Annotated in this window: 20 protein-coding genes and 1 other annotated feature; of the genes, 6 read left to right on the forward strand and 14 right to left on the reverse strand. The window is 34.7% G+C overall.

Translation table 11 applies throughout. The annotated features are described in order from the left end of the window. The first annotated feature begins 117 nt into the window (after positions 1–117). Positions 118–365 (forward strand) — a binding site (T-box leader). Positions 366–512: 147 nt separating this feature from the next. Beyond that, on the forward strand, positions 513–1730 hold the full coding sequence (ilvA, locus tag BJL90_RS21105) for a threonine ammonia-lyase (protein ID WP_070972793.1): 1218 nt from the start codon (positions 513–515) through the stop codon (positions 1728–1730). A gap of 143 nt (positions 1731–1873) precedes the next feature. Here ilvA and BJL90_RS21110 read toward each other — a convergent pair whose 3' ends face one another. The 3 genes from BJL90_RS21110 to BJL90_RS21120 form a co-directional block, all read right to left on the reverse strand. Beyond that, the gene (locus BJL90_RS21110) at positions 1874–2137 is read right to left on the reverse strand and encodes a hypothetical protein (RefSeq protein WP_070972795.1); all 264 of its coding nucleotides are present in this window, start codon (positions 2135–2137) and stop codon (positions 1874–1876) included. Between the two features lie 164 nt (positions 2138–2301). Further along, the gene (locus BJL90_RS21115) at positions 2302–3414 is read right to left on the reverse strand and encodes a Ger(x)C family spore germination protein (RefSeq protein WP_070972798.1); all 1113 of its coding nucleotides are present in this window, start codon (positions 3412–3414) and stop codon (positions 2302–2304) included. Then, entirely contained in the window at positions 3414–4841 is a 1428-nt protein-coding gene (locus tag BJL90_RS21120; protein WP_236904981.1) for a spore germination protein, read from the reverse strand. The genes BJL90_RS21115 and BJL90_RS21120 overlap by 1 nt, the downstream gene beginning before the upstream one ends. 97 nt (positions 4842–4938) lie before the next feature. Between BJL90_RS21120 and BJL90_RS21125 the strand changes: the two genes are divergently transcribed. Beyond that, positions 4939–6000: a GerAB/ArcD/ProY family transporter gene (locus BJL90_RS21125; protein ID WP_070972800.1), complete on the forward strand. Its 1062-nt coding sequence runs from the start codon at positions 4939–4941 to the stop codon at positions 5998–6000. 45 nt (positions 6001–6045) lie between these two features. Here BJL90_RS21125 and BJL90_RS21130 read toward each other — a convergent pair whose 3' ends face one another. Beyond that, positions 6046–6225 (reverse strand): aspartyl-phosphate phosphatase Spo0E family protein, encoded by a 180-nt coding sequence (locus BJL90_RS21130; protein ID WP_070972801.1) that lies wholly within the window; start codon positions 6223–6225, stop codon positions 6046–6048. A 181-nt stretch (positions 6226–6406) separates the two neighbouring features. Here BJL90_RS21130 and BJL90_RS21135 point away from each other — a divergent pair, with 181 nt between their 5' ends. Further along, positions 6407–6769 (forward strand): helix-turn-helix domain-containing protein, encoded by a 363-nt coding sequence (locus BJL90_RS21135; RefSeq protein ID WP_070972803.1) that lies wholly within the window; start codon positions 6407–6409, stop codon positions 6767–6769. A 101-nt stretch (positions 6770–6870) separates the two neighbouring features. Here BJL90_RS21135 and BJL90_RS21140 read toward each other — a convergent pair whose 3' ends face one another. The 4 genes from BJL90_RS21140 to BJL90_RS21155 all read right to left on the reverse strand — a co-directional run bounded on the left by BJL90_RS21140 (position 6871) and on the right by BJL90_RS21155 (position 12801). After that, entirely contained in the window at positions 6871–8583 is a 1713-nt protein-coding gene (locus tag BJL90_RS21140; RefSeq protein ID WP_236904982.1) for a putative bifunctional diguanylate cyclase/phosphodiesterase, read from the reverse strand. Between the two features lie 1052 nt (positions 8584–9635). Beyond that, the gene (gene phnE, locus BJL90_RS21145; RefSeq protein ID WP_236904983.1) at positions 9636–11213 is read right to left on the reverse strand and encodes a phosphonate ABC transporter, permease protein PhnE; all 1578 of its coding nucleotides are present in this window, start codon (positions 11211–11213) and stop codon (positions 9636–9638) included. Continuing rightward, a complete protein-coding gene (gene phnC / locus BJL90_RS21150; protein ID WP_070972808.1) occupies positions 11185–11916 on the reverse strand; it encodes a phosphonate ABC transporter ATP-binding protein in 732 nt (243 codons plus the stop codon). The genes phnE and phnC overlap by 29 nt, the downstream gene beginning before the upstream one ends. 12 nt (positions 11917–11928) lie before the next feature. Next, positions 11929–12801 (reverse strand): phosphate/phosphite/phosphonate ABC transporter substrate-binding protein, encoded by an 873-nt coding sequence (locus tag BJL90_RS21155; protein WP_070972810.1) that lies wholly within the window; start codon positions 12799–12801, stop codon positions 11929–11931. A gap of 621 nt (positions 12802–13422) precedes the next feature. Here BJL90_RS21155 and BJL90_RS21160 point away from each other — a divergent pair. Then, the gene (locus BJL90_RS21160) at positions 13423–14013 is read left to right on the forward strand and encodes a DUF3841 domain-containing protein (RefSeq protein ID WP_070972812.1); all 591 of its coding nucleotides are present in this window, start codon (positions 13423–13425) and stop codon (positions 14011–14013) included. Positions 14014–14055: 42 nt separating this feature from the next. After that, positions 14056–14631, forward strand: coding sequence for a DUF3841 domain-containing protein (locus BJL90_RS21165; protein ID WP_070972814.1), 576 nt, complete (start codon positions 14056–14058; stop codon positions 14629–14631). A 361-nt stretch (positions 14632–14992) separates the two neighbouring features. On the opposite strand, the gene BJL90_RS21170 is transcribed toward BJL90_RS21165, so the two are convergent. Next, positions 14993–16699, reverse strand: a complete 1707-nt coding sequence (locus BJL90_RS21170; RefSeq protein ID WP_070972816.1) for an ABC-ATPase domain-containing protein — start codon at positions 16697–16699, stop codon at positions 14993–14995. A 248-nt stretch (positions 16700–16947) separates the two neighbouring features. Between BJL90_RS21170 and BJL90_RS21175 the strand changes: the two genes are divergently transcribed. After that, positions 16948–17328: a DUF4183 domain-containing protein gene (locus BJL90_RS21175; RefSeq protein WP_070972818.1), complete on the forward strand. Its 381-nt coding sequence runs from the start codon at positions 16948–16950 to the stop codon at positions 17326–17328. Between the two features lie 218 nt (positions 17329–17546). Here BJL90_RS21175 and BJL90_RS21180 read toward each other — a convergent pair whose 3' ends face one another. From BJL90_RS21180 to BJL90_RS21200, 5 genes are read right to left on the reverse strand one after another with little or no spacing between them, the layout of a single operon-like run. Then, on the reverse strand, positions 17547–19640 hold the full coding sequence (locus BJL90_RS21180) for a glycosyltransferase (RefSeq protein WP_070972820.1): 2094 nt from the start codon (positions 19638–19640) through the stop codon (positions 17547–17549). Positions 19641–19643: 3 nt separating this feature from the next. After that, positions 19644–20015: a tetratricopeptide repeat protein gene (locus BJL90_RS21185; RefSeq protein WP_070972822.1), complete on the reverse strand. Its 372-nt coding sequence runs from the start codon at positions 20013–20015 to the stop codon at positions 19644–19646. A 4-nt stretch (positions 20016–20019) separates the two neighbouring features. Continuing rightward, entirely contained in the window at positions 20020–21954 is a 1935-nt protein-coding gene (locus BJL90_RS21190; RefSeq protein WP_070972824.1) for a motility associated factor glycosyltransferase family protein, read from the reverse strand. Continuing rightward, on the reverse strand, positions 21951–22265 hold the full coding sequence (locus BJL90_RS21195) for a hypothetical protein (protein WP_205684260.1): 315 nt from the start codon (positions 22263–22265) through the stop codon (positions 21951–21953). Before BJL90_RS21195 ends, BJL90_RS21190 begins: the two co-directional genes overlap by 4 nt. Then, positions 22252–22575 carry a hypothetical protein gene (locus tag BJL90_RS21200; RefSeq protein WP_070972827.1) on the reverse strand — a complete coding sequence of 108 codons (324 nt, stop codon included), beginning with the start codon at positions 22573–22575 and terminating at the stop codon, positions 22252–22254. The genes BJL90_RS21195 and BJL90_RS21200 overlap by 14 nt, the downstream gene beginning before the upstream one ends. Between the last annotated feature and the right edge of the window lie 12 nt (positions 22576–22587).

Here is a 22587-nt window from a genome sequence, read left to right on the forward strand (position 1 = left end):
TAATCTTTTGTCTCGTAAGTAGCAATAGAAATTTAGTGTTTTAAAAATTTTTAAAATTTTCTATTGACAATAAGATAAAATCATATTATTCTATTAATTAATAAATTCTTATAATTGATGATGACGAAGATAGAGACATATATTTATGTGAAGCAGTCTCAGAGAGTCGGTGGTTGCTGCAAACCGATACTGTTTATAAATATAAATCACTCTTGAGTTATATCCTTGAAAGCACCCTTTGAAGTGAGTAAAGGATATCGACTAGCCCCGTTAAAGGCTTAGGTTTGTTAGAACTGAAGGAGAGGTATCTATTTTTATAAATAGATACAATTAAGGTGGTACCGCGGATAATATCCGTCCTTAAAAGAAAAGAAATTTCTTTTAAGGACGGATTTTTTAATTTCTCATAATTTATGTATTTATTGTCTATTTCCACACAAAAGCTTGTTGGAAAGTTTTCTATATGTATTGCAATACTTAACAGCTTAAGACCTAAAGGAGGATGTATACCCATGAATCAAGAATCTTACTTAAATCACTTATCCTTTGAAAACGCCAGAGACCGTCTAAAAAATATTTTACAAAAAACTGACTTAATCCATAGCGTCATTTTTAGTAAAGAATCAGAAAACCAAGTTTATATCAAACCAGAAAACCTACAAACCACTGGTTCTTTTAAAATCCGTGGTGCTTACAATAAAATTGCTAAATTGTCCTTAGAGGAAAGAAAAAAAGGTCTTATTGCCTCCTCCGCAGGGAATCATGCGCAAGGCGTTGCTTATGCCGCTGAAATGCTTGGGGTAAAAGCCACCATCGTTATGCCCAAAACAACTCCTCTGATTAAGGTGGAAGCAACCAAAAGCTACGGGGCTGATGTAAGACTTTTTGGAAATTGCTATGATGAAGCCTATAAAGAAGCCCTGAGACTACAAAAGGAACTTGGTGCTATTTTTATTCACCCTTTTGATGATTTAGATGTCATTGAAGGTCAGGGAACCATTAGCTTAGAAATTATCGAAGAATTACAGGATGTAGACTGCCTATTGGTACCCATAGGTGGTGGAGGTATTGCCAGTGGTATTGCCCTGGCTGCAAAAATGTTAAAACCCAGTATCAAAATCATTGGGGTAGAACCAGAGGGTGCTAATGCCATGAAAATCTCTGTTGAAAGCAACAAAATCACCCATCTTGATACCGTCAGTACCATTGCCGATGGTGCAGCAGTGAAAAAACCAGGAGAACTTACCTTTTCTATCATCAAGGATTATGTGGATGAAATTGTTACAGTTTCTGACTTTGAAATCATGGAGGCCTTTTTGTTGCTTTTAGAAAAACATAAATTAACTGGAGAAAATGCAGGGGTTTTATCTCTGGCTGGACTGAAAAAAATCAAAGAAAAAAATAAAAAAGTAGTGTGTATAGTAAGTGGGGGTAATATTGATGTGGTATCTATTTCCTCTATGATTAATCGCGGACTTCTTTCACGGGGTCGGATCTTTTGCTTTTCAGTAAATCTACCTGATGTGCCTGGCGAACTTTTAAGGGTTTCCAGTATCTTAACGGAGTTAAACGCAAATGTCGTGAAGCTGGACCATAATCAATTTCAAACCTTTGATCGTCTGATGGATGTACAGCTTCAAGTAACGGTTGAAACCAATGGTCATAAGCATATTGAGGAAATTATTACAAAATTCAAAAGCTTAGGTTATAATATTACAAAGGTATATTAAATATCATAGGCGTTAACTTAATCTAATTATTTTCAAAAACTCTCCCAATTTATCATCCTGAGCATAGCAAAGGATGATAAATTATGGATTAAGTTAACGCTACACTTTTTCAGTGGCCTCTTTAATATGTTTCCTTGACCTTTTTATCCATGTAGGTTTTTGATCTGCTGTTGTATATCCTTTAAATCATAAGAAGTGAAATCCCTTTTTCCATTAACAATAACCGCTTGATCATCCACCCTATTCTTGATCAACATGTATTTTTTCTCTTCCTCTTCATTTACATCATTGCTGCAGCTATCATACCTTATATATTTCCACTGTCTTCCCTCTTGGTAAATAATAAAGTTTACTATACCAGCTTCTAGATCAGCCTGTAATTCCTTCGCTAATTCCTGTAATCGCATTAAAAGTCCTCCTTATAATTAAAATAGAATGCTTTTTTATATGAATGCACGCTTGAATTTTAACATACTAAGAACTATATTTGCAATCCATAGCTATATTTTTTAGCCAAGGATTCATCTTAAGCTTTGGCTAACTCCTTCTACCTTATTTTCTATGAAGAAAACTATCTAAAATTCGTTATATCTGTACTTCCTTCCACTTGAACCGTCACGTCTAATTCTAAGTCAGTGATTTCAACAACATTGGGTATATCAACTGTTGGATACTTGGCGTTAAAGACGTCTTGAACATCGAATAGATCAATACCTTTTTCTTTATAGGCATCAAACAAATCTCTACATTGATTTTTCAATAATAAAGCTGCTTCTTCTTCGAGTTTTTCAGCGGTAGCCTGGTCTAAAATAATGCTTTCCTGAGTTTCCCCAAAGGTAGTTTTTATATTGATGGATTTTCTTAAAATGACTTTATTATTTTTCAGTTCAATAGCAGTACTTGTATTCCCCCTCAATACTTCCAGTACTACTTTTTTATCCTGGTAAACGGGATGCGGTAAAAGCAGCAAACCTATGTGTGATATATCCATTAGTAAGTGATAGTTTCTTACTTCTTCAGCACTTAGGGTGCTTACTAATTTATCATCCTGCATAACAGCCGCACCGGATAATTTGATCTTGTCCTCGTCCATATTTATAGCATGGCTACAGGTGCTTAATACGTCTACCCTTTTTCCTTTTAAACGATTGTTAAGATATGTATTCAATAGTTCCTTAGCTCTTTTTCCTGATACAGCAGGATTTTCCTGAGTTTCATATAGATATAGCCCTAGGTACTCATTCTCCTTTAGCTTTACCTGCATCAAGGTTTTTGGATCATCTCCCATAAAAACTAAAACTAAAGTTCTTATTAAGAGTTCCTGATCTCGATGCAAAAAATCAAGAAATTCCTTCAAACCATGTCTTGCCGCCCTTTCAGTAAAGATGATGGCCCTGTTTTGTGTGTAATTAATTTTGTAGCTGGAGAAAAGATTCAGTTTGCGTACCGCTTCAAAAATAGTTTCTCCTTTACTTTCATAAAAAACTCTATTTCCTCTTTCTGTATTGCTTTCATTACTGCGGAAGGAATGAAAGGCTTCCACCATAAGAATGGGATTTCCCTCTTCATCCACATCAATTATTATAGCAGTAACAAAAATTACACGATTAATATCTATATAGTTAAAACAACTGGTTAAAAAAATACTGCATAATAGCATTACAATGATCACTTTTGCCTTCATTATTTTTCATCCTTATAAAAAATGTTTTTAGAAATATCATTAAGATCATCTCTCAAAATTAAATCCTGGAAATTAAAGGACCTAAAGGTCCCTAAAGGATATAAGTAAGGATAACCACAGGTAGTTAAATCAGATATATGGGAGCAAAACAAAATAAATCCTATATAAAAACCTGGTAATCCTAGAACAGCTGCCATCAACAAGATCGTATTGGACCACAAAAGAATACCCGCATACATTTTCGGTACCAAAAACAATGAAATAGAAGACAAAGCAATAATAAGCACGGTAATCTCAGAAGCTAATCCGGCACCAATAGCAGCATCACCTAGAATTAATGCCCCTACAATACTAAGGGCAGAGCCTATTGGTTGAGGTAACCGAATTCCAGCTTCCCGCAGTATCTGAAAAAATAACATCATAATCATAATTTCTACAATGGCAGGAAAAGGAACCCCTGACCTGGTGATTGCCATACGAAAAGCAAAAATATAGGGTACTAATTTAAAATGATAAGCAATCAAAGACAAATAGAGCCCCGGCAACAGCAGAGCAATAAAGAAGGCAATCCAACGAACCAGCCTAAAATAACTTTGTCCATAGCTATTTAAATAATAATCTTCACCCACACTAAAGTATTCCACAAAAAAGTGAGGAGCAGTCACAACAAAGGGGGTATTCTCCTGGAGGATAGCCACTCTTCCTTCTATTAGGCTTCCAACGACCTTATCTGGTTTTTCGGTATAACCTAAGGTATCAAAGATACTTTTCTTGGTTTGAAGAGCTTCATCCAGCGCCTTTGATTCCAGCAAAAATTTTATTTTTGCATTTTGCAGTCGATCTCTAACAAACGCCACCAGCTCTGTGGGGGCCTGGTCCTCTATATACACCAGCATCACAGGTGTATCACTTTGTTTGCCTATTAACATTTTTTCAAATTTTAATTTTGGGTTACGAATACGTCGCCTAATTAAAGAAATATTCGTGGATAGGTCTTCAGTAAAACCTTCTCGAGGACCTTTGATGACAGTCTCCGTAGGGGGCTCTTGAATATCTCTAAAACTATACTCCTCTGCATCACAATAAATAAATTGATCTGCAAAACTAAAAAGCAGTACTACATTCGCAAATAAAATCTGTTTTACTGCTTCATCCAAGTCTGTTCCTAAGGCTGTATCATCTGCAAAAATATGGTCGTTTTTAATTTTTTCTATATCCTCTGGAAAATCTTTGCATGCTACTAAGGGCTTTATAATAGCATGGCTAATGAAATTTTGGCTACAAATGTTGCTGATATAGATGGCAGTAATGGGACCTTTTTCTGTATCAATCCTTCGGTATATCACATCATCATTGTTTTTTAATTGTTCTTTTATTGCCTTAAGGTTATCTTCATACTTCTTAAAATAAATTTTCTTTTTACTCACCTATATCATCCTTCATCTTCTTTTACTGTATAAGCTTATCTTAATTGGAAATAATGATTGAATATTACCTTCATTTTACAAAAGAAAGGTTGTCTTTATGGATAAATTTAATGCGAAACATTTTGCTTTTCTTATACTTGCAGTCACTGTCGTATCTCAGAAAACCTATCCTAAAGTATTTATTTTAAATGGGGGTTATGACAGCTGGGTTGCAGTCATTATCTCCTCCGTCATCATATTGCTGTATTTGATTTTTTTCTTGAAGGTCTGCGAAAAAAACAATAACTATGACTTTATTGCTATCTACAGAACGGCTGCTGGACAAAAACTTGGAAAACTGCTGCTATGTTTATTTGCTATGACACTTTTTTTAACATTAGTGGAATCTGCCGCTGTAGAAGCCAATTCTATGCATACAAATATGTTATTGGAAACACCTGTATGGTTTTTTATTTTATTTTTTGTCATTCCTGCTGCCTATTCAGCGGGAAGAGATTTAGTATCTATTGTCACCATAACACTGATAGGTATTACCTTAATTAACCTTGCAGGTATGAATCTAGGGATGTTAACAGCTCCTTATAAGGATACCAAACTGCTTTTTCCTATTTTTGCTGATGGTATTACTAAGGGTTTCATCTTATCCATTTTACAGATCTTAGGACTTTATGGAAGCTTAACCATAGTATTTCCCTACTTAACAGAAATTAAAGATAAAAGAAAATTATTTTTATATTCAATACTTGGTATGGTGTTTGTGATACAGATGTTGATTGTATCTATCACAGGAGCTTTTATGACTTTTGAAATCACCAGACTTAAGTCTATCCCCTACCCTAAGCTGCTGCAAACCCAAATGGTCAGCCATTTTAGGTTTATCGAAGCGGGAGAGCTTTATGTTATGCTTCAAATTGTTGGCGGTTGGTATATTCGCTATGTTGTCACCTTTTATACCTTAATGAAAATCCTTTCAGCCCTTAATTTACGACATAAATATACGATTGTCATCATCAGTTTTGCTACAGGCATTGCTGCTTGGTTTGTAGGAAATAACTTATTTGTATTATTTAGGTTCTTAAGCTACTACACTTATATTTCTTTAGTAAATTTTTTCCTTATCCCCTTCATTCTCTTTGCTATCTATGCCTATAAAAAATAAATCAAAGCCAAGACTGAGGAAAATCTTCTCCTTAGCTCTTGGCAATTACTTAGCTTTTTTACTTGAGCTGCCTGTTCTTAATGATAGCTGTCGTAGCCGTCTTTTCTGTTCTTTTACAATATGTTGATCTAATTCTTTGCTTAGTTTAATTACTTCATCTTTTATAAAATCATTTGCTTTTAATAAATCATTTAAAGATTCCTTTAATGCACTTATTTTATCCATCTTTTTTTCCTCCTGTACCGATGATCGCTTTTAAAAAAACAATACTAGTTTAATTATAGTCCCAATAAGAAACATTGTCGATACTTTTTTGATAAAATATTTGCTTTTCGGGACACTAATTCCCAAATGATTTATTTCAAAAGCATTATCAAGTAAAATATATCAAGTAGGGGGTGCTTTTATGAACTTTTCCCATAGATTAAAACAACTTAGAAAAGAAAAAAAATTAACACAAGAAGACTTAGCAATTCAACTCAATAAAACTCGCTCTACTGTTGCTGGATATGAAACGGAAAGAAAAGAACCAGATTATGATACACTAAAAAAAATAGCAGAATTTTTTGATGTATCTATAGATTACCTTCTTGGACATTCTGACACACCTCATTCCTATTCTTCTAAAAATTGCATTACTGAAACGAAGGCTCGCTACGGTTTAGATAATAAAGACCTTCCTGATGAAGCGATTAAGCAGATTGAGGACTATATCGAGTTTATCAAGCAAAAATATCATAGCAGCGAAAATAACAAAAAAAAATCTTAGACTTCTAGTGGGTTTTAAAAGGGTACTATAGCGCTTATTGCTATAATACCCTTTTATCTATCTTCTAGTAGTTTTTTCATTGCACATCGGTTAAATGCTATTTAGCCCTTTAGATAAGCAACGACTGTCTTGCTCCTTCTGTGTTTCATCAAATATTCTCTCTCAAAAACATCTGCAGCTACAGGCCGGCCGTATATATAGCCTTGAATCTCATCACAACAAAGCTCTTTTAATATGCTTAATTGTTCTTTTTCCTCCACACCTTCAGCGATCGTCTTTAGACCTAGTCCATTGGCCATCATGATGATGGCTTTAACAATAAGCAAAGTGTTTTTATCGTTTGCTATATTATCTATAAGTTCCTTTGCTATCTTAAGCCTATCTATGTCAAATCTTTTTATGTAGCTTAGGGATGAATAACCTGTCCCAAAGTCGTCTATAGAGATATTAATGTCAATTTCTGCAAGAGCTGTAAACAGTTCCTCCATAGAAGTTTCTGAATTCATGGTACTGTTTTCAGTTATTTCCAAATCAATCCACGCTGGCTTAACACTACTTGCAGTAATTTTTTGCTTCAACCAATTAACAAAATCCTCCTGATCAATTTGTTTCGGAGATATATTAATGCCCATTTTAAGATCCAAACCATATTCTTCATTCCACACTTTAATTTGTTTCAATGCCTCATCAATAACCCATTCGCCTATTTTTATAATCATAGAAGTTTCTTCCGCTATGGGAATAAATTCCCCCGGCAGTATCCATCCTTTATTAGGGTTATTCCATCGAATCAATGCCTCCATCCCTACTAAAGCATTATCCACTATTCTATATTGCGGTTGATAGTAGAGCTGAAACTCTTGTCTAAAGTCAATATGTCGAAGCAAAAGTTCAATCTCATGTTTTCGTTGAATTTCTTCACTAAGCCAACTATCAAAAAAAACAAAACGTTTAGCAAGATAATTCTTTTTTGCCTGATACATGGCCATATCAGCATATTTTATCAATGTATTCCTTTCATCAGCATCTCTTGGAAATAGAGCTATACCAATACTCACCCCCAACTGAAAACTATAGGGAGGTATAGATATCGTTGTTTCACATAGTTTTATGATCTCTTTGGCATACTGACAAAGCGTCTCTTCTGAAATATTTTCATTCACCACCATAGCAAATTCATCCCCACCGACCCTTGAAAGAATACCATTGGAAGGACACCAAATTTCCAGCCTTTGGGCAATTTTTTTTAAAATTTCATCACCCATTTCATGTCCGTGGGCATCGTTAATCGCTTTAAATCTATCAAGGTCCATATAGAAAACAGAAAAAATTTTTTCTTCAGAGGAATCTATTAGAGAATCAATATACTGAATAAAGTACCTACGGTTAAAAAGACCTGTTAAAGCATCCCTTTTAGATAAACTCTCCAAAGTTTTATTTACTTGAACAAGCTCCTTCGTACGTTCTTGAACAGTTTGGTCTAATATATCATTGAGCTGTTTTTCTCTTCTTAAAAGATATTCGTTTTTTATGGCTGTTTGCACATATCCTCTAATTAATTGGTAAATTATGATTACACCTATCATATGGATAAAGACAAGATTACTCATGATACCAGCAAAATAAAAAACCAACGGCACAAGGAATAACCATGTTACAATATTAGGCCTACCATAGTTTTCAGGAAGCTCCATCTTGCATACTTCAGTTTCTCTACTAGGATTCTCTGCTTCCTCCATAGCGGCAAAAGCCAATAATACTATAGTAAACATATAAAAACCGTCAATGAGTGTATTAGCATTATATTTATCCATAAAAGTAAGGTAAATATAATAAAGATCGCAAAGGGTAAAAATAATTATGCTTGTCACAATCAGATGCATAGTTTTGCTAACATTTTTTACTTTTGAAGAATTATACATGATAAGAATAATACTTATGGATAAGAAATCAAAAAATAAATACAGAAAAGTACTTAAAAAATCGCCATTCAAAAAAGAACTTATATCCATTTTAGAAAACATAATCGCCCATATGGATACAATGATGGTGGTTCCAACAGCAATTACATCTAAAAGCAGTTGTACTGTATGCCATTTTTTTATATTATAGTAAAAATATAACCCACAGGAAATAAACAGCATTATATTGCATATTAAATAGAGATACATAAATATAGTGAGGGTTCGAGGATCTGTTAAAAATACATTTTCCGTGATAAACCATAAAATATCTACAATTCCCCAGCTTAAAGCAACGAAAAATAACGCCCTCCAACTCCATTTGTATGTACAAATTTTTTTTTGATTCTAGCCATATAATGGTGGCTGATGTAAACGCTACCACTGGAGATAAAATATTGCCCCACTTATCATTATTAAATAACAGAGCAATCATATAGATAAAAAATACGGTTATTAAGCTATATATCTTTATATGCTTTTTAAGATCAAACAACAAGCCCACCCCCCAATGAAGTCACATCCTATCAAAGCCCCTGCTTTCTACCCTGTTTTAATTTTATTATAATAAGCATTAATTTAGGGAAATTGCTTTCAAAAATCTTATTTGTCCTTAGGTCAGACTGAGAAAGATTGCTAAGTGACAAATTATGGTTAAAATTTATATTGATGATTTTATTATAGTATATAGTAGATTAAAGGACAACGGTATACAGTGATTATAATTATTAAAAACGAAAATTTTTTAATAAGAAAAACTTTAGGCATTTAGGTGGACTTGCTTCGAATATGATGAATTCCATACAAGAAAACATGAAAACAGGCAAATACTCAGTTTCATAGAAACTAAATATCTGCCTGTTAACAATTTAAATCTATGCTTGAAAATATCTTTTTCTTTTAAACTATGAAATCTTTTTGCGTAGGTAATAACTCAGAGTATCTATTGCTATAATCATTATAGCAATACCCAAAATAAGCAGGCCAACCCTCTCCCAATTTCTCCAAGTGATATTCATCGTTAAAATCGTTCCTATGCCCCCTGCTCCTATGATTCCCAGTATTGTTGATGTTCTGATGTTTGATTCTAATCTATATAGAATTAAACTGATAAAGGTAGGCAGGGTCTGTGGTAAAATCCCATGTCTAAAACTACTGAAGCTGGTGCAGCCAGTAACTAATACACTATTTTTAATATTTTCATGGAGGTTTTCAATTACTTCACTATATAACTTTGTAAGCACCCCTGTTGTATAAATGCTAAGTGCCATACCTCCCGCTAAAGGACCAGGTCCTACCCCACGAAAAAGTATAATCGCAGTTATGATAGGTGGAAATGTTCTTAAAATATTTGTTATACCTTTGGAGACTAAAGCCATGGCTCTAAAAGGCGATGTATTATTTGCAGCAAAAAAGGATAAAAACAGAGCACCTATAGCACCTGTTATTGTTGCAAAGATAGCAATAAAAAAACTTTCACGAATTCCTTCAAGAAGTTTAGGTAAATAGGATAATTCTATTCTCATCATACTGCTGATCATAAAATGGCCTTGTTCCAATCCAACTTTTAATCTCCCATGCTGGATATCTATCGTGTTTACTATCCAAAGCAGGATAAATAGTCCTATAAATATTGTCATAACAATCCTTACTTTGCAAAACTTTTTATGGGCTTCAAGAGACGAAAAAACGATAAAGGATTTTTTTATAGAACTTCTGACGACGAAACTTAGAGCATCTATTGAAATAACTGTAAAAAATAAGATTAAAATCAGTGTAGCTAAATTATCATATCTTAAATGGTTTAAATCCCTCCACATAATCTGACCTATGCCACCTGCTCCAACAAGGCCGAGGACAGTAGCACTTCTTATATTGATCTCCAGCACTATAAAAAAAATTGAAACAGAAAGCTCTAAAATAGTAGGTAATACACAATACCTAAGCACCTGAATCTGATTTGCACCTACTGATTTTGTTGCGTTTAGGAGGTTTTCATTAATGGTCTCTATATTTTCTCTAAAAAGTTTTAAAGCGATTAAAAAGGCTGTCATTGTTAGTGCTAAAATGCCTGAAAATTGTCCTATACTAAAAACACTTACTAAAAGGGCAGCCCAAATAAGATTTGGAATGGTTCGTAAAAAAGAAAAAAAGATATTGAATAGAATGGACAAATATTTATTTGGGGCAATATTCCTAGCAGTTAATAGTGCAAAGGGAATCGCTAATACAACTCCTGTCAAGGAAGAAACAATTGCAATTTCTATTGTTTCCAGAAGCTTAGAAAACACTTCCTGTACATAGGAGAAGTTGGGAGATATCATTCTTTCCAATAAATTATACATACCAGGTAGGCCTTGATAAATTCTAATAAAACTAAAATCTATCATAAAACCTAAAAAAATCAGCTGTACAGCCACAATACCTAAAAAAAGATAGGTTTTTTTATTGTTTTTATTGATATAGCTCTTGTAACTGGTCATCATCTATATCACCTACTTTTTTATCAAAAAAAATCTTACCATGTTTTAGAGCAATAATTCTTGAGCAGTATTTTTTTGCTAAACTTACGTCATGAAGATTGATCATAATGGTTATCTGGCTTTTTTCATTAATTTTTTTAAAATAATCCATAACCGTTTGCGCTGATGATACATCTAGGCTAGATACCGGTTCGTCTGCCAAAATGATTTTAGGTTTTTGGCATAGCGTTTTAGCAATAGCAACTCTTTGTTTCTGTCCGCCACTTAATTCATCGGCCCTAGAAAACACCTTTTCCTTCAGCCCAACCTGTTCCAGTGCATTTACTGCTACTTTATAGTCTTCATCATCAAATAATCCGAAGAAGGATTTTAAGGAAGACTTGTAACCAAGTCTTCCTACCAAAACATTTTCTAATACAGATGATCGATCTACAAGATTATAATCTTGAAAGATAAAGCCTATTTTTCTTCTTATATTTCTAAGTTTCTTATCCTTTAATAGACCTATATTTGTACCTTCGACATAGATCCTTCCATTAGATGGCTTCACCAGTAGATTCACTGTTTTCAGTAAGCTTGACTTTCCGCTTCCACTTAAGCCTATGATACCAACAAACTCTCCCTTGTCAATATTTAAGCTGATATTATCCACCGCTAAAACTTTTTTATTATATAAAACAGAGACATCCTCCAGCTTAATCATTTTTTTCAACTCCTAATTGCTCTCTTTTAAGTCAACATTCATTGATTTTGCTGTTTCTCTAATAATATCATAATCTTCATCTGTTGCTTCAGAAAAGCCATAGATATTAAATAGTTCTTTTAGTAGCTTAGCACCTTCCTCGGTTTCTGCTATGTTTAATAAAGCACTTTTAATTTTTTCTTGTGTAGCAGCATCCATATCACCTCTTAAGGTAACACTTATGTTAGGAATATCCTTGGTATATCCTAGTATCTCTGTTTCATTCATAGCATTAGGAAAGTCTTTTTCATATCTCTGTCTTGCATCAACAAAAGTAGTAGCAACATCAACATCACCATTTAGAAGGAGTTGTAAAGCTTTATCGTGTCCGCCACTATAAAAGTACGCAATGTCTTTTTCTATATCAATTCCTTCTCCTATGAGGTGAGCACCTGGGAATAAATAGCCTGATGTAGACGAAGGATCTACAAAGGCCACCTTTTTATTCTTGATATCTTGAAAACTATTGATGTTCGCATCCTTTCTCACTAAAAATTGTGAGCGATAACTACTTTCCCCACTGCTATTTAAAGCTGTCAATATAACCTCGGCATTACTTTCACTATTGGCCAAAACATAAGCAAATGGAGGCATAAATCCAAAATCTACCTGACCTGAACCCAATCCTTCTACTACGCCAACATAATTTGTAGCTGTAAAAGCTTCAACCTTTATACCAATCTCCTCTGACAACATTTCAGCTAATGGCTCAACAGATTCAATTAACTTATCCCCATCCCGCATGGGCACAAAACCCATTCTTATCATTTCTTCTTTTTCTTCCCTGCATCCACCCAAAATACTCGCTAAAAGGATGATTAAAATAACGATAAATTGTTTTTTCATTGATCAAAGTCCCCCCCATAAATTCATGTCTTTAATAAAGATTACACCAATTTCGATATTTTTGCAATACACTTAAGACACAATATTCATTATTGTATCGCAATAAACTTGCTTTTTTAAAAAATGTATCTATAAACCATGATAAATTAGCTAATCTGCAGTATACCTACAAAAGAAAACATCTGTAAAGTAATATCTAAACCACAAATGAGACAAGTCTAAGAAAAACAAGACTTGTCTCATTTGTATATATAATCAAATTAAATGCTATTGTTTTTTTTATAAAGATTTCTTTCTTCTTGTATAGAATAATATAATGACACATTTTCTTTTTTAGGCACCATAAGATAACTAGGTTATTGACAAAACACAATGGAAGAATTCAATATATTTTTGCGCATTTTATCTCATCTATCGAAAAGTATAATTATTAATATTTTTCTAATACTATGGAAATATTTCTCAGTATCATGTTATAATAAATTATACTTAAATTTTAAATTCGATTATATTTTAAATAAGATCATTATGATTTTGTAATAAGTCTTTATAGCACAATAATTGCTCATATCTTTTATATTTCCTTTTTAAAGTATTAATTTTCATGTTAGGGGGCTAGATATGTTAACTAATTATAGTTCTTCCAATAACAAGGTCAAGTTATGGACAAGACAACATAAACAAGTATTAAAGGAATTAGAGGAAAATGGTATCTATCATGCAAAAAAGGAATACATCACTGAAAAGATGGATGATATTTCTGAGTACTATTTAAAGCTATATGATTGGTATGTGAAGGAAGCTGAAAAAATTGTTCCAAGACCTGATGAGATAATAAAGTATCCAATCTGGCTATCAACCTCATCAGAAACTATGCTTCAACCTACAGAGGATACTATCGTGCTAGAACTGGAGGTCCCTAGAGAGTATGTTGTTATTACAGATTTTGAGAGATGGGGCTATGTAGTTAATTATTGGTATGTTCCTTTAGATAAGGAGGATGAAAAAAAGCATAACGAAGAACTAAAAAGGTATGGTATTAGAGATGAATCGGCTCTATACATGAGTCATAAAGGAAACTTCTATCCACTATTAAGAAATAAAATTATAAAAAGCTGGAATAGGATTTTTGATAGCAATCTACCTACCAGTGGCATTACACAGGCTACCCTGTGGGAAATCAAAAAGGAATGGATTGTGAATATCCTCTAGCAATAGTTCAAGTAAAAATTTTATCTGAGAGGCGTGTATATTATGTCAGAGAATATAGAAGTTTGTGATGAAAAAATTACTCTGTGGACTTCTCAAAACAGCATTGTTATTGATACGATCAATACAACTGGAGTATACCATGTTAAAAAGGAATTCATTACAAAAAAATATGGTGAAGTCTCTAATGTTTTTTTAGAACCCTATAACTGGTTTATAAAAAAGGCAGAAAAAATAGTGCCTAAACCTCCAGGGGCTGAGTATCCTATCTGGTTATTCACAGATCTAAAGTATGTAGATCATCATCCTGGCTGTTATATTCTAGAAATAAAAGTAAGTAAAAAAGAATCTATTCTATTTGATCGTGAAAAGTGGAATCGCATTCTTAATCTTTCTTACATACCTGAAAATGAACGGGATAGAAAAAACCATGAGAATCTCTTGGAGAAGCAAGGAATTCATGATGAAACAAATATATATATGACTAACTATTATCCCCATTTGAAAAGTAAAGTAAAAAAAAGCTGGGATAGATTATTTGAAAATAGAATTGGTTCTTCACCATATAAGCAAGCTGCCCTTTGGGAGATTCGTAAAGAATCTATTGTTAGTCTTATATAGAGCTAAGTGAACTACCACCACCTATAGAGGTGGATGGCTTCCTGCTTCCACGACTTCGTAACCTCAGTCTCCACAGGCGTAACTTCGGGCAGTACCTGCCCTAGATGCCGATAATATCGGTTTCTCCATGCAACCCTATATATCCAGTTATCAAAGAACTATCATATTTATAGTGCAGCACAAAATCAAAATCTTGCCAATTCATCTCACCACTTACAAAAGTGGGAGATCAAGCACTACATCCTCGAAGTAGATTCGGCTACAATTCAGTGGGAGTAAAAACTCCCACTAGATAAACAAACTAAGTGACTGCCAAAAAATTAAAGTGCAAACTTTTGGCCATCTACTTATGAATGAAGTTTCATTTTATCTTCAAGTTTCTGAAACGGTTTAATGCACCAGCAATTTCATATCTTCGTGGAAGGGCCATGTTCCCTGGATGACCTCTAAAGGGGGATACCTCGTCTAATCCCTTCGTCATTATATCTTTATATACCTTTTCCACCACTTCTGGAAGGGCTGTTTGATCCTTTACAGGTTTTTCCATAATATATTGTAGTATAAAGCAGATGCTATTGGTTTGATTGAAGTCAACTAGCTGTTCTAGATCTCGAAGGTCAATCTCTGTTTTATTGTAGGTAATGTAATGGATCCCTCTTGGTTTTATTTTGATACCTCTTTTCTCCATGGGAAATGTAGCCTTTAGCAGAGTTCTAGGGGGACTTTCCTGCAAACAAGAGGTTTCCTCTATCTTTCTAGGGTTTTGAAGTCCCTTTATAATCTCTTTTGCCTTTAGGGTTACCTCTTTGGGTCTATATTCGTCCATCATAATCACATGGTCGGCGACTTCAAAATAATCTCCTGATCCTCCGATTACCAGTATGGTAGAAATCCCTTTTTCTTCATAAAAGCTCCGTACCCTATCAATAAACGGCGTAATGGGTTCCTTTTCTTTTTGAACCAGCTGCTGCATTCTTCCATCTCGGATCATAAAGTTGGTAGCGCTGGTATCTTCATCGATCAATAGCAGGTCTGTTCCTATTTCCAATGCCTCCATAATATTTGCTGCTTGTGAAGTACTGCCGCTGGCATTTTCCGTGGAAAATCTTACGGTGTCCTGCCCCATAGGAAGATTGTTAATAAAAGGTGAGATGTTGACCTTTTCTACCCTCCTTCCATTTTCTGCCTTTATTTTTACAGCATTTTCCCTAGCCACAAGATATTCTCTGCCGTCCCCCTCAATATGATCATAGATACCAAGCTCCAGCGCTTGAAGCAAAGTAGATTTGCCATGAAAACCCCCTCCTACGATGAGGGTGACGCCCTCAGGAATCCCCATGCCCTTGATATATCCATAATTTGGAAGATGTAACTCTATTTCATATTCCTTTGGACTTTGAAAAGCTACTGCTCCCCTTGCCATAGGTTTTTGGGATACGCCACTTTCTCGAGGAAGTATACTTCCATTAGCAACAAAAGCCACTAGCTTGTATCTTTCCATCTCCTGACGTAAAAAGTACTGATCTTCCACCAAGTTTACCTGCCTAAAAAGACCCTCCTTTGAAATGGCTTTAAAAAATAGAGAGGCTTCTACAATTTTAGGAATAGCTTCAAGGAAAATTTCCTTTGCCTCTCTCCCCAGAATTTTTCTCCCTGCTGCAGGTAAGCCTACCTCAAGTCGTGCTTCAACTCGGTTTTGGTCAATCACAATATAGTTTCTCTCTAAAATCTCCTGCCCGCAATGGCCAATGGAAAGAAGTCCACTTTTTCCAGATCCTCCTACATGGTCATAAATCCTGTATATATTCTTAGCAACGACTCTACTCAAAAAATCTATCACTGCCCTTCGCTTGTGGGGAGTATCATATAATTCTGTGGGAAACCCTCCTTTTTCTCCAGGTACAGTTACTCGGATTCTAGATGGGGAAGCAAAAGGGTCCCCCTGTACATAGTCAATGGATAGGGTAAAATCTCGCCATTGATATTGACCCTGCAAATCCTTATATGCCTTGTACCCTCTCCCATCAAGTTGCGTTAGTATTTTTTCAAGTTCTTGAAATGATTTCAACAGATTCCCTCCTTTAAATATTTCTCCTTTTATTGTATCCATTATTACCGAATTTTTCAAAGATCATAAGCAAATAGCTACAGGATTATACTTCTGTAAGTGTGCTTACTACCTTTTTTACTTTCTCCATGGATCCTTTGAATCATTATAAAAAACAATCGTGTATTTAACTACTAGTGTCAAATTAAATACTCGTTTAATATACTACAGTATAAAAGGATTAATTTAATAAGAAGGGAGGAAAACATATGGCTACAACATTATTTAAGCTTGTTATGGATGCTGTTACAGAAACAGAAACTTCTACCAATCCTGAAGTAGAAAAGTATTTTTACAATTTTGATGATAATGATCTAACTGGCGACACCTTGACAATCCCATCTACCTCATTTTTTGATGATGCTGGTGATGCAGTAACTTCAAACCTTGTGACTACAGCAGATGACAATGGTTATTATTTATTATTTGTCAATGGTGCATTACAACAATCTAGTCTATTTACAGTTGCTGCAACTGGTTCTTCTGTTGCTATCACACAAGCATCTACTATTCCAGTTAGTGCACCTATCACCTTAGTTGTAAACAACTTTGCACCAACTTCTACTTCTACAACTACAGTAACAACCTAGTTGTCCAATGAAAGGATGTGCAAAGCTACAGCACATCCTTTTTTTATAATATAAAATCAACGCTGGGTTTTAACATAGCTTATATCTGTGAATAAATTTCGATAACTATATAAGTTGTAGTAAATATGTTACATCCGCTACGCCACGGGAACAGTTCCTCAGGCACATAAAAACCATACGTGCCAGATGAACCGTCCCCATGACTCCGCTATCTCACACTAAGTTGTAAAAGTTTTATTGCAACTTATATAGTTACTATTATCTAGTCTTTGCTTTTCCAACAGAATTAGCTGACTATAGGGATATTGCTGATGTCCCTCATTTAATGTATCTAAAGCATAACTTTTACAAATATGAGAAAAGAGTGAAAGCACTCCAACGCTTTTACTTACTTTCTTTAACCAGCCTTCTGCTTCTGTTTCTTTTCCCATAAGCCATAGACTACTGATGATATAAGCAAGGGCTATAGGATAACTTGTTTCCTTTTTCTCTATCTTAAGAAATGAGGTCACTGTCTCTTCAAACTGGCGATTTTTAAAATGAATGAGCCCTTGCATATAACAAATAAACGTCTTTTTATGTTGAAACCAATCACCTTCCAAAAACCAGGCTTCTCTCTTTAAAAAAACATCAAATTCATTAGGATTGTGGTGAAATATACGCATTACTTTTTCCTGTACCAAATCATCTATGGGGTTCCATTGCAATGCTCTAAGATATGCCGAAAGCGCCTCCTGCTTTCTCTCTATTTTTTCATAAAAGCACCCTATTTCTCTATGGACTTTAGCACATGTTACCTCTGTAAGAGGATCTTCACTTCTCTTCCCATTGCTTTTTATGAGATGATGATAGAAGGCTATTAAAGCTTTGCTTGGTTTCGTAGGTACTTGAAATAATGAGGTTTCCGTCGTAACAAGGCTCATATTCCATTGATGTATCTGCGCCTCTAGCTTTTTTGTAAAGCTTTTTGACCACATCACGTATTCTAACAGCCCTAATGGTTGCAGTTCCCCTAGTTTCATAAATTTCTCAGCTGCTTCTATTTCTTCGCTGCGCAGCAGCTGTTCAATAATTTTTTGTTTTAACACCAGCTGTTTTTGCTTATTTTTCATGCTTAAAAAAATTTTTTCAATAGCCTCCTGCTGACTTCCTTCTATCCAAGCTTCGGCTAATTTCATATATTGATCCTCTTTACCTTCCAGCTCTCCTGTTATATTTCGTAAGTTTTCTAACACTTCAGTAGCACCTAATTTTTTCGCCAGTTCCCCTATTTTATGTAAAAGTTTTTGATTGGCCTTATTTAATTGATAGGCCTGCTGATAACAAGTCAATGCTTCCTGATCATTCAATACCTCCTCATGGGCCTCTCCTAGCATTTGTAAAATCGTAGAAGCGTTGATTTCAGGTCTGGGCACTATAGCATTAGATTTTTCTTTTAGTTTTAAACTTCTCTCCAGGTCCTGGATTGCTTCTGTATACTGTTGGAACTTTCTTCTTAATTCTCCACGTAACACGAGAAGGTCTGTATAAAAAGGAAAAGTCTTTATTCCCTCCTCCAATACTTCTAATGCCTCCTTATCTCTTTTTAGAAGGATTAGCCCCCAACTTAAACATTTATAAAGATGAGGGGCAAATAGGTAATCAAGATTTACATTTTTACGTGCTTTTTGCAAATACCCTATACTCTCTTGATACCTTTGTTGGTTTAAAAGTTCTATGCCATAGATATATTGCAGGTAGCTATCCTCTGGATGGTTTTCAAGTTCTTCCTCCAGTAAAAAAAGTATAGTGTCAGAAGAAATGGTATTGGCTTGTTGAAAAATTCGGATACCTGCATCTTTTATATTGCTTAAGACTTCGTCTGGAATTCGTTCAAATATTTGATGTTGATACCGATATTCTTTACGATTTCGAAGAAGACGCAAAGACGCCACGGGGGAAGAAATCCGATGTTTTTGTAAAGGGTGATCCACATACAATAAATATCCCTCTACATTAGGATTATCTAGAAGTAAACGCATCTTTTTTCCTTGTTCTACAGGAATTACTTCATTTGCCTGAAGAAATAATATCCACCTTCCTTTGGCTCGATCTAAGCAGAAATTTTTAGCCTCACGATAACTGCTTTTTTCTTGCATTTTATAAACAGTAACATCTGTTTTAAGTTCTACCTTCATCATTAAATCCCTTGAACCTATGTTAATAATCATTATTTCATCTGCAACCGCTTCCATATTCTCTAGGCAACGGGTAAGGTGCTTTTCATCATCCTTCGTTATTATACATAAACTTAAACCCTTTGCTTTCGTCATGAATCATAGATTCTCCTCTCTATACTTTTGCAGCGCTTCATACATCTTTCCTGCTGATTCATATTCCCCTAGATGATAATAACAGTCCCCTAATTTCTGTATCATTTCTATATCATTTTCATTAAGGGCTAAATAGGCTTTATAAATAGGAATAGCTTGTTGAAATTCTCCCTGTTGGTATAAAAGGGAAGCATAATTATATAGGACATCTTCATTTAGTGGATTTAATTGATATGCTCTTTGAAAATACATTGCTGCAGCCTGTAAGTCTTTCATTTGATAAAGTAGAACACCAATATGGTTAAAGGTTTGAGGGTGATCCGGCTCCTTCATCAGTTGATCTAGTTTTCTTTCTAAAGCTTCTACAAAACTCAAAGCTTTACCCCCTTTCTTCTATAGTTTCCACAGCTTCTAATAATTCTTCTAATGGTCCTATAGCCTCTTCTAAATAGATAGATACGCTTTGACAAATAATATTCAAATGATGAAAAAAACTATGCTGTATTTCAAAAACCTCAGTAATCTTTTCTGGCGTATCAATTACCCCTAAACGATTTATCAGATAAAAGTATACGAAGATCACTTGTTGTGAAAAACAACGGTGCAAGTCATCTGCTATAAAAAGTTGATAGGTATTCATATGCTTATGATAAGCTTTTTCTAAAATATTTTGATGGCCTTTACTATCTTTATCCTGAGATAAACGAATCATTTCTCTACAGGTCAACTTCCCTCTAGCAGCTTCTCGACTTAAGTCTCGAAAGGAGGCAATATATTCTTCTACGCTTTTTATGAATTTCCGCAATCCTTCTTTTCTTTCTTGCATAGAAATTTTTGTTTTCTCATCATTAATCAATTTATAAACAGGATAAGCTATAGATTTCCTGCAATACCCTTGAATCACATCAGCTAACTGCTGACATTTTGTCCCTTTGATCTTTGCTCCCCCTTCTGTGGCATTGATGAAGGTTTTATGAGCATGGGTAGCAATTTTTTTTTCTAGACCTTCCTTGAAATCCACCCATAGCTGATTGGAAGGGATCATCCTTCCTTCGTTGCTCTCAACATAGACAATTGGTTTTGACTTTAAAAGGTCTCTGGCACGTTTCCCCTTCTCTTGCAAATAAACAGCATCTTTACTATGGGTGACCCCCTCCGGTCCATAAGCATAATCCTGTCCTACAAAAACGATGGGATTCGCCCCTAGATATACAGCTAATTCTAGAGCAAGATGTGAAACGTTGGCCCCTGCATCAAGGGCGCTTCCATCACCAACATGTTTATTTATCCATTGATTAATTGCCTCTTGATTACGAAATATAGGAATTTTTGCTCCAGGAAAAGAAGGGTATACTTGTTGATCTATTAATCCTAAAGAAAGGAGAGCCATATCTTTAGGGTAGAGGATATTTTCAAAGTGGTAGGTATAGGTATATTTTGTACGTTCAATAATGGTTAAGATATCTGGCGGAATATGGTTTTTCATTAAGGGGATAATGGCTGACTCTGTGGACAAAATCAATCCTTTGTCCTGAATTTTCCTTAATTGTTGAATATTTTTATCCAGTGAGGGGCCATTGGCTATGATAAAAGCTGGAACATTCTTATATTTGTCTTTCAAACAAGAAATATAGGGGTTTAACACAATTTCCTTCATATTGGCCAACAAATTATGTAGTCCGATTAGATTGTCTAAGTGGTCATTTCCAATATAGAAAACAAATAATCCTAATTGAGAAAAGATATATTGATGTATTTTCATGTATTGAACCTTAAAATTTCGCTGTGCCATAAGGGTAAAAGCCAGGACAGGAGAAGTACAGTTGGCAAAAGCGATACTAAAAAACAAACGATCAAATGCTTTAGCAAAGTGCTGAATATCCCCTATAAGAAAAACAATTTTTTGCGTTCTGATGATAGGTTCTAAATCAAAATAATGAAGCATGGCTGTAAACAAATAAATATTTTCTTCGAAAACAATCACTAAGGTATGCGTTTGTTTCTGCGCAAATATTTCAAATAAAGCATAACCAAAACCACAGCCATACATAAAAATAGCCCCTGCCCCCTGAGTAGCAATCCCCCCACACCACTTCTTTGCTTCTTGGAGGGGATCTATGCTAGTAACTTGAAGACTTCTCTCTCCTTCATCATATCTACAGATGGGGTAACCTTCATTATTATAGCTGACTTTTACCCTCTTCCATAGTGCTCTTTCATCTACTTGTAGTACAGATTCCCTTAGCCAAGGGTTTAAAAACTGTAGGTTCCTATGGAACATTTCTTTTGTTTCGTTTTCCTTAGCTACAATCATTTCTCATCACACTCCTTCTCCCACCCTTCTATTAGAGGATAAAGTGTAAACGCCAATATATCTGTCATCGCAATGACATCTTGACTTTTTACAGCCTCGTATAAGGTTTGCAGCACTGGCAAAAGTTTCTCCATTTTTTTGTTTAGCGTCTCAATACATTGGTGATTCTCTAGTAGCTTCTCTAAATCATCCATACTATCTAAAAAGCTATCTAAAGCCACATGATCATCGCCTTTTCTAAAGCTCTCAATCCCAAATAACAAAGCATTTTTAAGCCTATCACTTCTTTGTTTAGTACTACTTAACGCCATCATTTTTCTTTTCTCCTTCATCAACCAATTCCTTCCAACGATATTGCTGATAGCCTTCTAGGTTTTTTAAGGTGTAATATACAGTGGCCTGCATTCTTGCATCAAAAAAGTTGATGATCTGCCTTCTGTCCTTCACCTCTTCTTCTCTCCAAAAAAGCCCTCTTAAAGCAAGAGATTCCTTTTTAATTTTCTCCAGCAATGCTTTTATTTCTGTGACTTCAAAAGCATACTGAAATACTTTTCTTACCTCCTCCTGTAATATAAGAGAGTAGCATGTACAGTCATGCTGAGGATTTTCTTTGATTCGCATAGACTTCCTCCT

This window comes from Clostridium formicaceticum (assembly GCF_001854185.1).
Lineage (GTDB): Bacteria > Bacillota > Clostridia > Peptostreptococcales > Natronincolaceae > Andreesenella > Andreesenella formicacetica.

Coding starts and splice junctions, on each gene's coding strand:
- ilvA (WP_070972793.1), top strand. CDS start 513: ATGAATCAAGAATCTTACTTAAATCACTTATCCTTTGAAAACGCCAGA.
- BJL90_RS21110 (WP_070972795.1), bottom strand. CDS start 2,137: ATGCGATTACAGGAATTAGCGAAGGAATTACAGGCTGATCTAGAAGCT.
- BJL90_RS21115 (WP_070972798.1), bottom strand. CDS start 3,414: ATGAAGGCAAAAGTGATCATTGTAATGCTATTATGCAGTATTTTTTTA.
- BJL90_RS21125 (WP_070972800.1), top strand. CDS start 4,939: ATGGATAAATTTAATGCGAAACATTTTGCTTTTCTTATACTTGCAGTC.
- BJL90_RS21130 (WP_070972801.1), bottom strand. CDS start 6,225: ATGGATAAAATAAGTGCATTAAAGGAATCTTTAAATGATTTATTAAAA.
- BJL90_RS21135 (WP_070972803.1), top strand. CDS start 6,407: ATGAACTTTTCCCATAGATTAAAACAACTTAGAAAAGAAAAAAAATTA.
- BJL90_RS21140 (WP_236904982.1), bottom strand. CDS start 8,583: ATGGATAAATATAATGCTAATACACTCATTGACGGTTTTTATATGTTT.
- phnE (WP_236904983.1), bottom strand. CDS start 11,213: ATGACCAGTTACAAGAGCTATATCAATAAAAACAATAAAAAAACCTAT.
- phnC (WP_070972808.1), bottom strand. CDS start 11,916: ATGATTAAGCTGGAGGATGTCTCTGTTTTATATAATAAAAAAGTTTTA.
- BJL90_RS21155 (WP_070972810.1), bottom strand. CDS start 12,801: ATGAAAAAACAATTTATCGTTATTTTAATCATCCTTTTAGCGAGTATT.
- BJL90_RS21160 (WP_070972812.1), top strand. CDS start 13,423: ATGTTAACTAATTATAGTTCTTCCAATAACAAGGTCAAGTTATGGACA.
- BJL90_RS21165 (WP_070972814.1), top strand. CDS start 14,056: ATGTCAGAGAATATAGAAGTTTGTGATGAAAAAATTACTCTGTGGACT.
- BJL90_RS21175 (WP_070972818.1), top strand. CDS start 16,948: ATGGCTACAACATTATTTAAGCTTGTTATGGATGCTGTTACAGAAACA.
- BJL90_RS21180 (WP_070972820.1), bottom strand. CDS start 19,640: ATGACGAAAGCAAAGGGTTTAAGTTTATGTATAATAACGAAGGATGAT.
- BJL90_RS21190 (WP_070972824.1), bottom strand. CDS start 21,954: ATGATTGTAGCTAAGGAAAACGAAACAAAAGAAATGTTCCATAGGAAC.
- BJL90_RS21195 (WP_205684260.1), bottom strand. CDS start 22,265: ATGGCGTTAAGTAGTACTAAACAAAGAAGTGATAGGCTTAAAAATGCT.
- BJL90_RS21200 (WP_070972827.1), bottom strand. CDS start 22,575: ATGCGAATCAAAGAAAATCCTCAGCATGACTGTACATGCTACTCTCTT.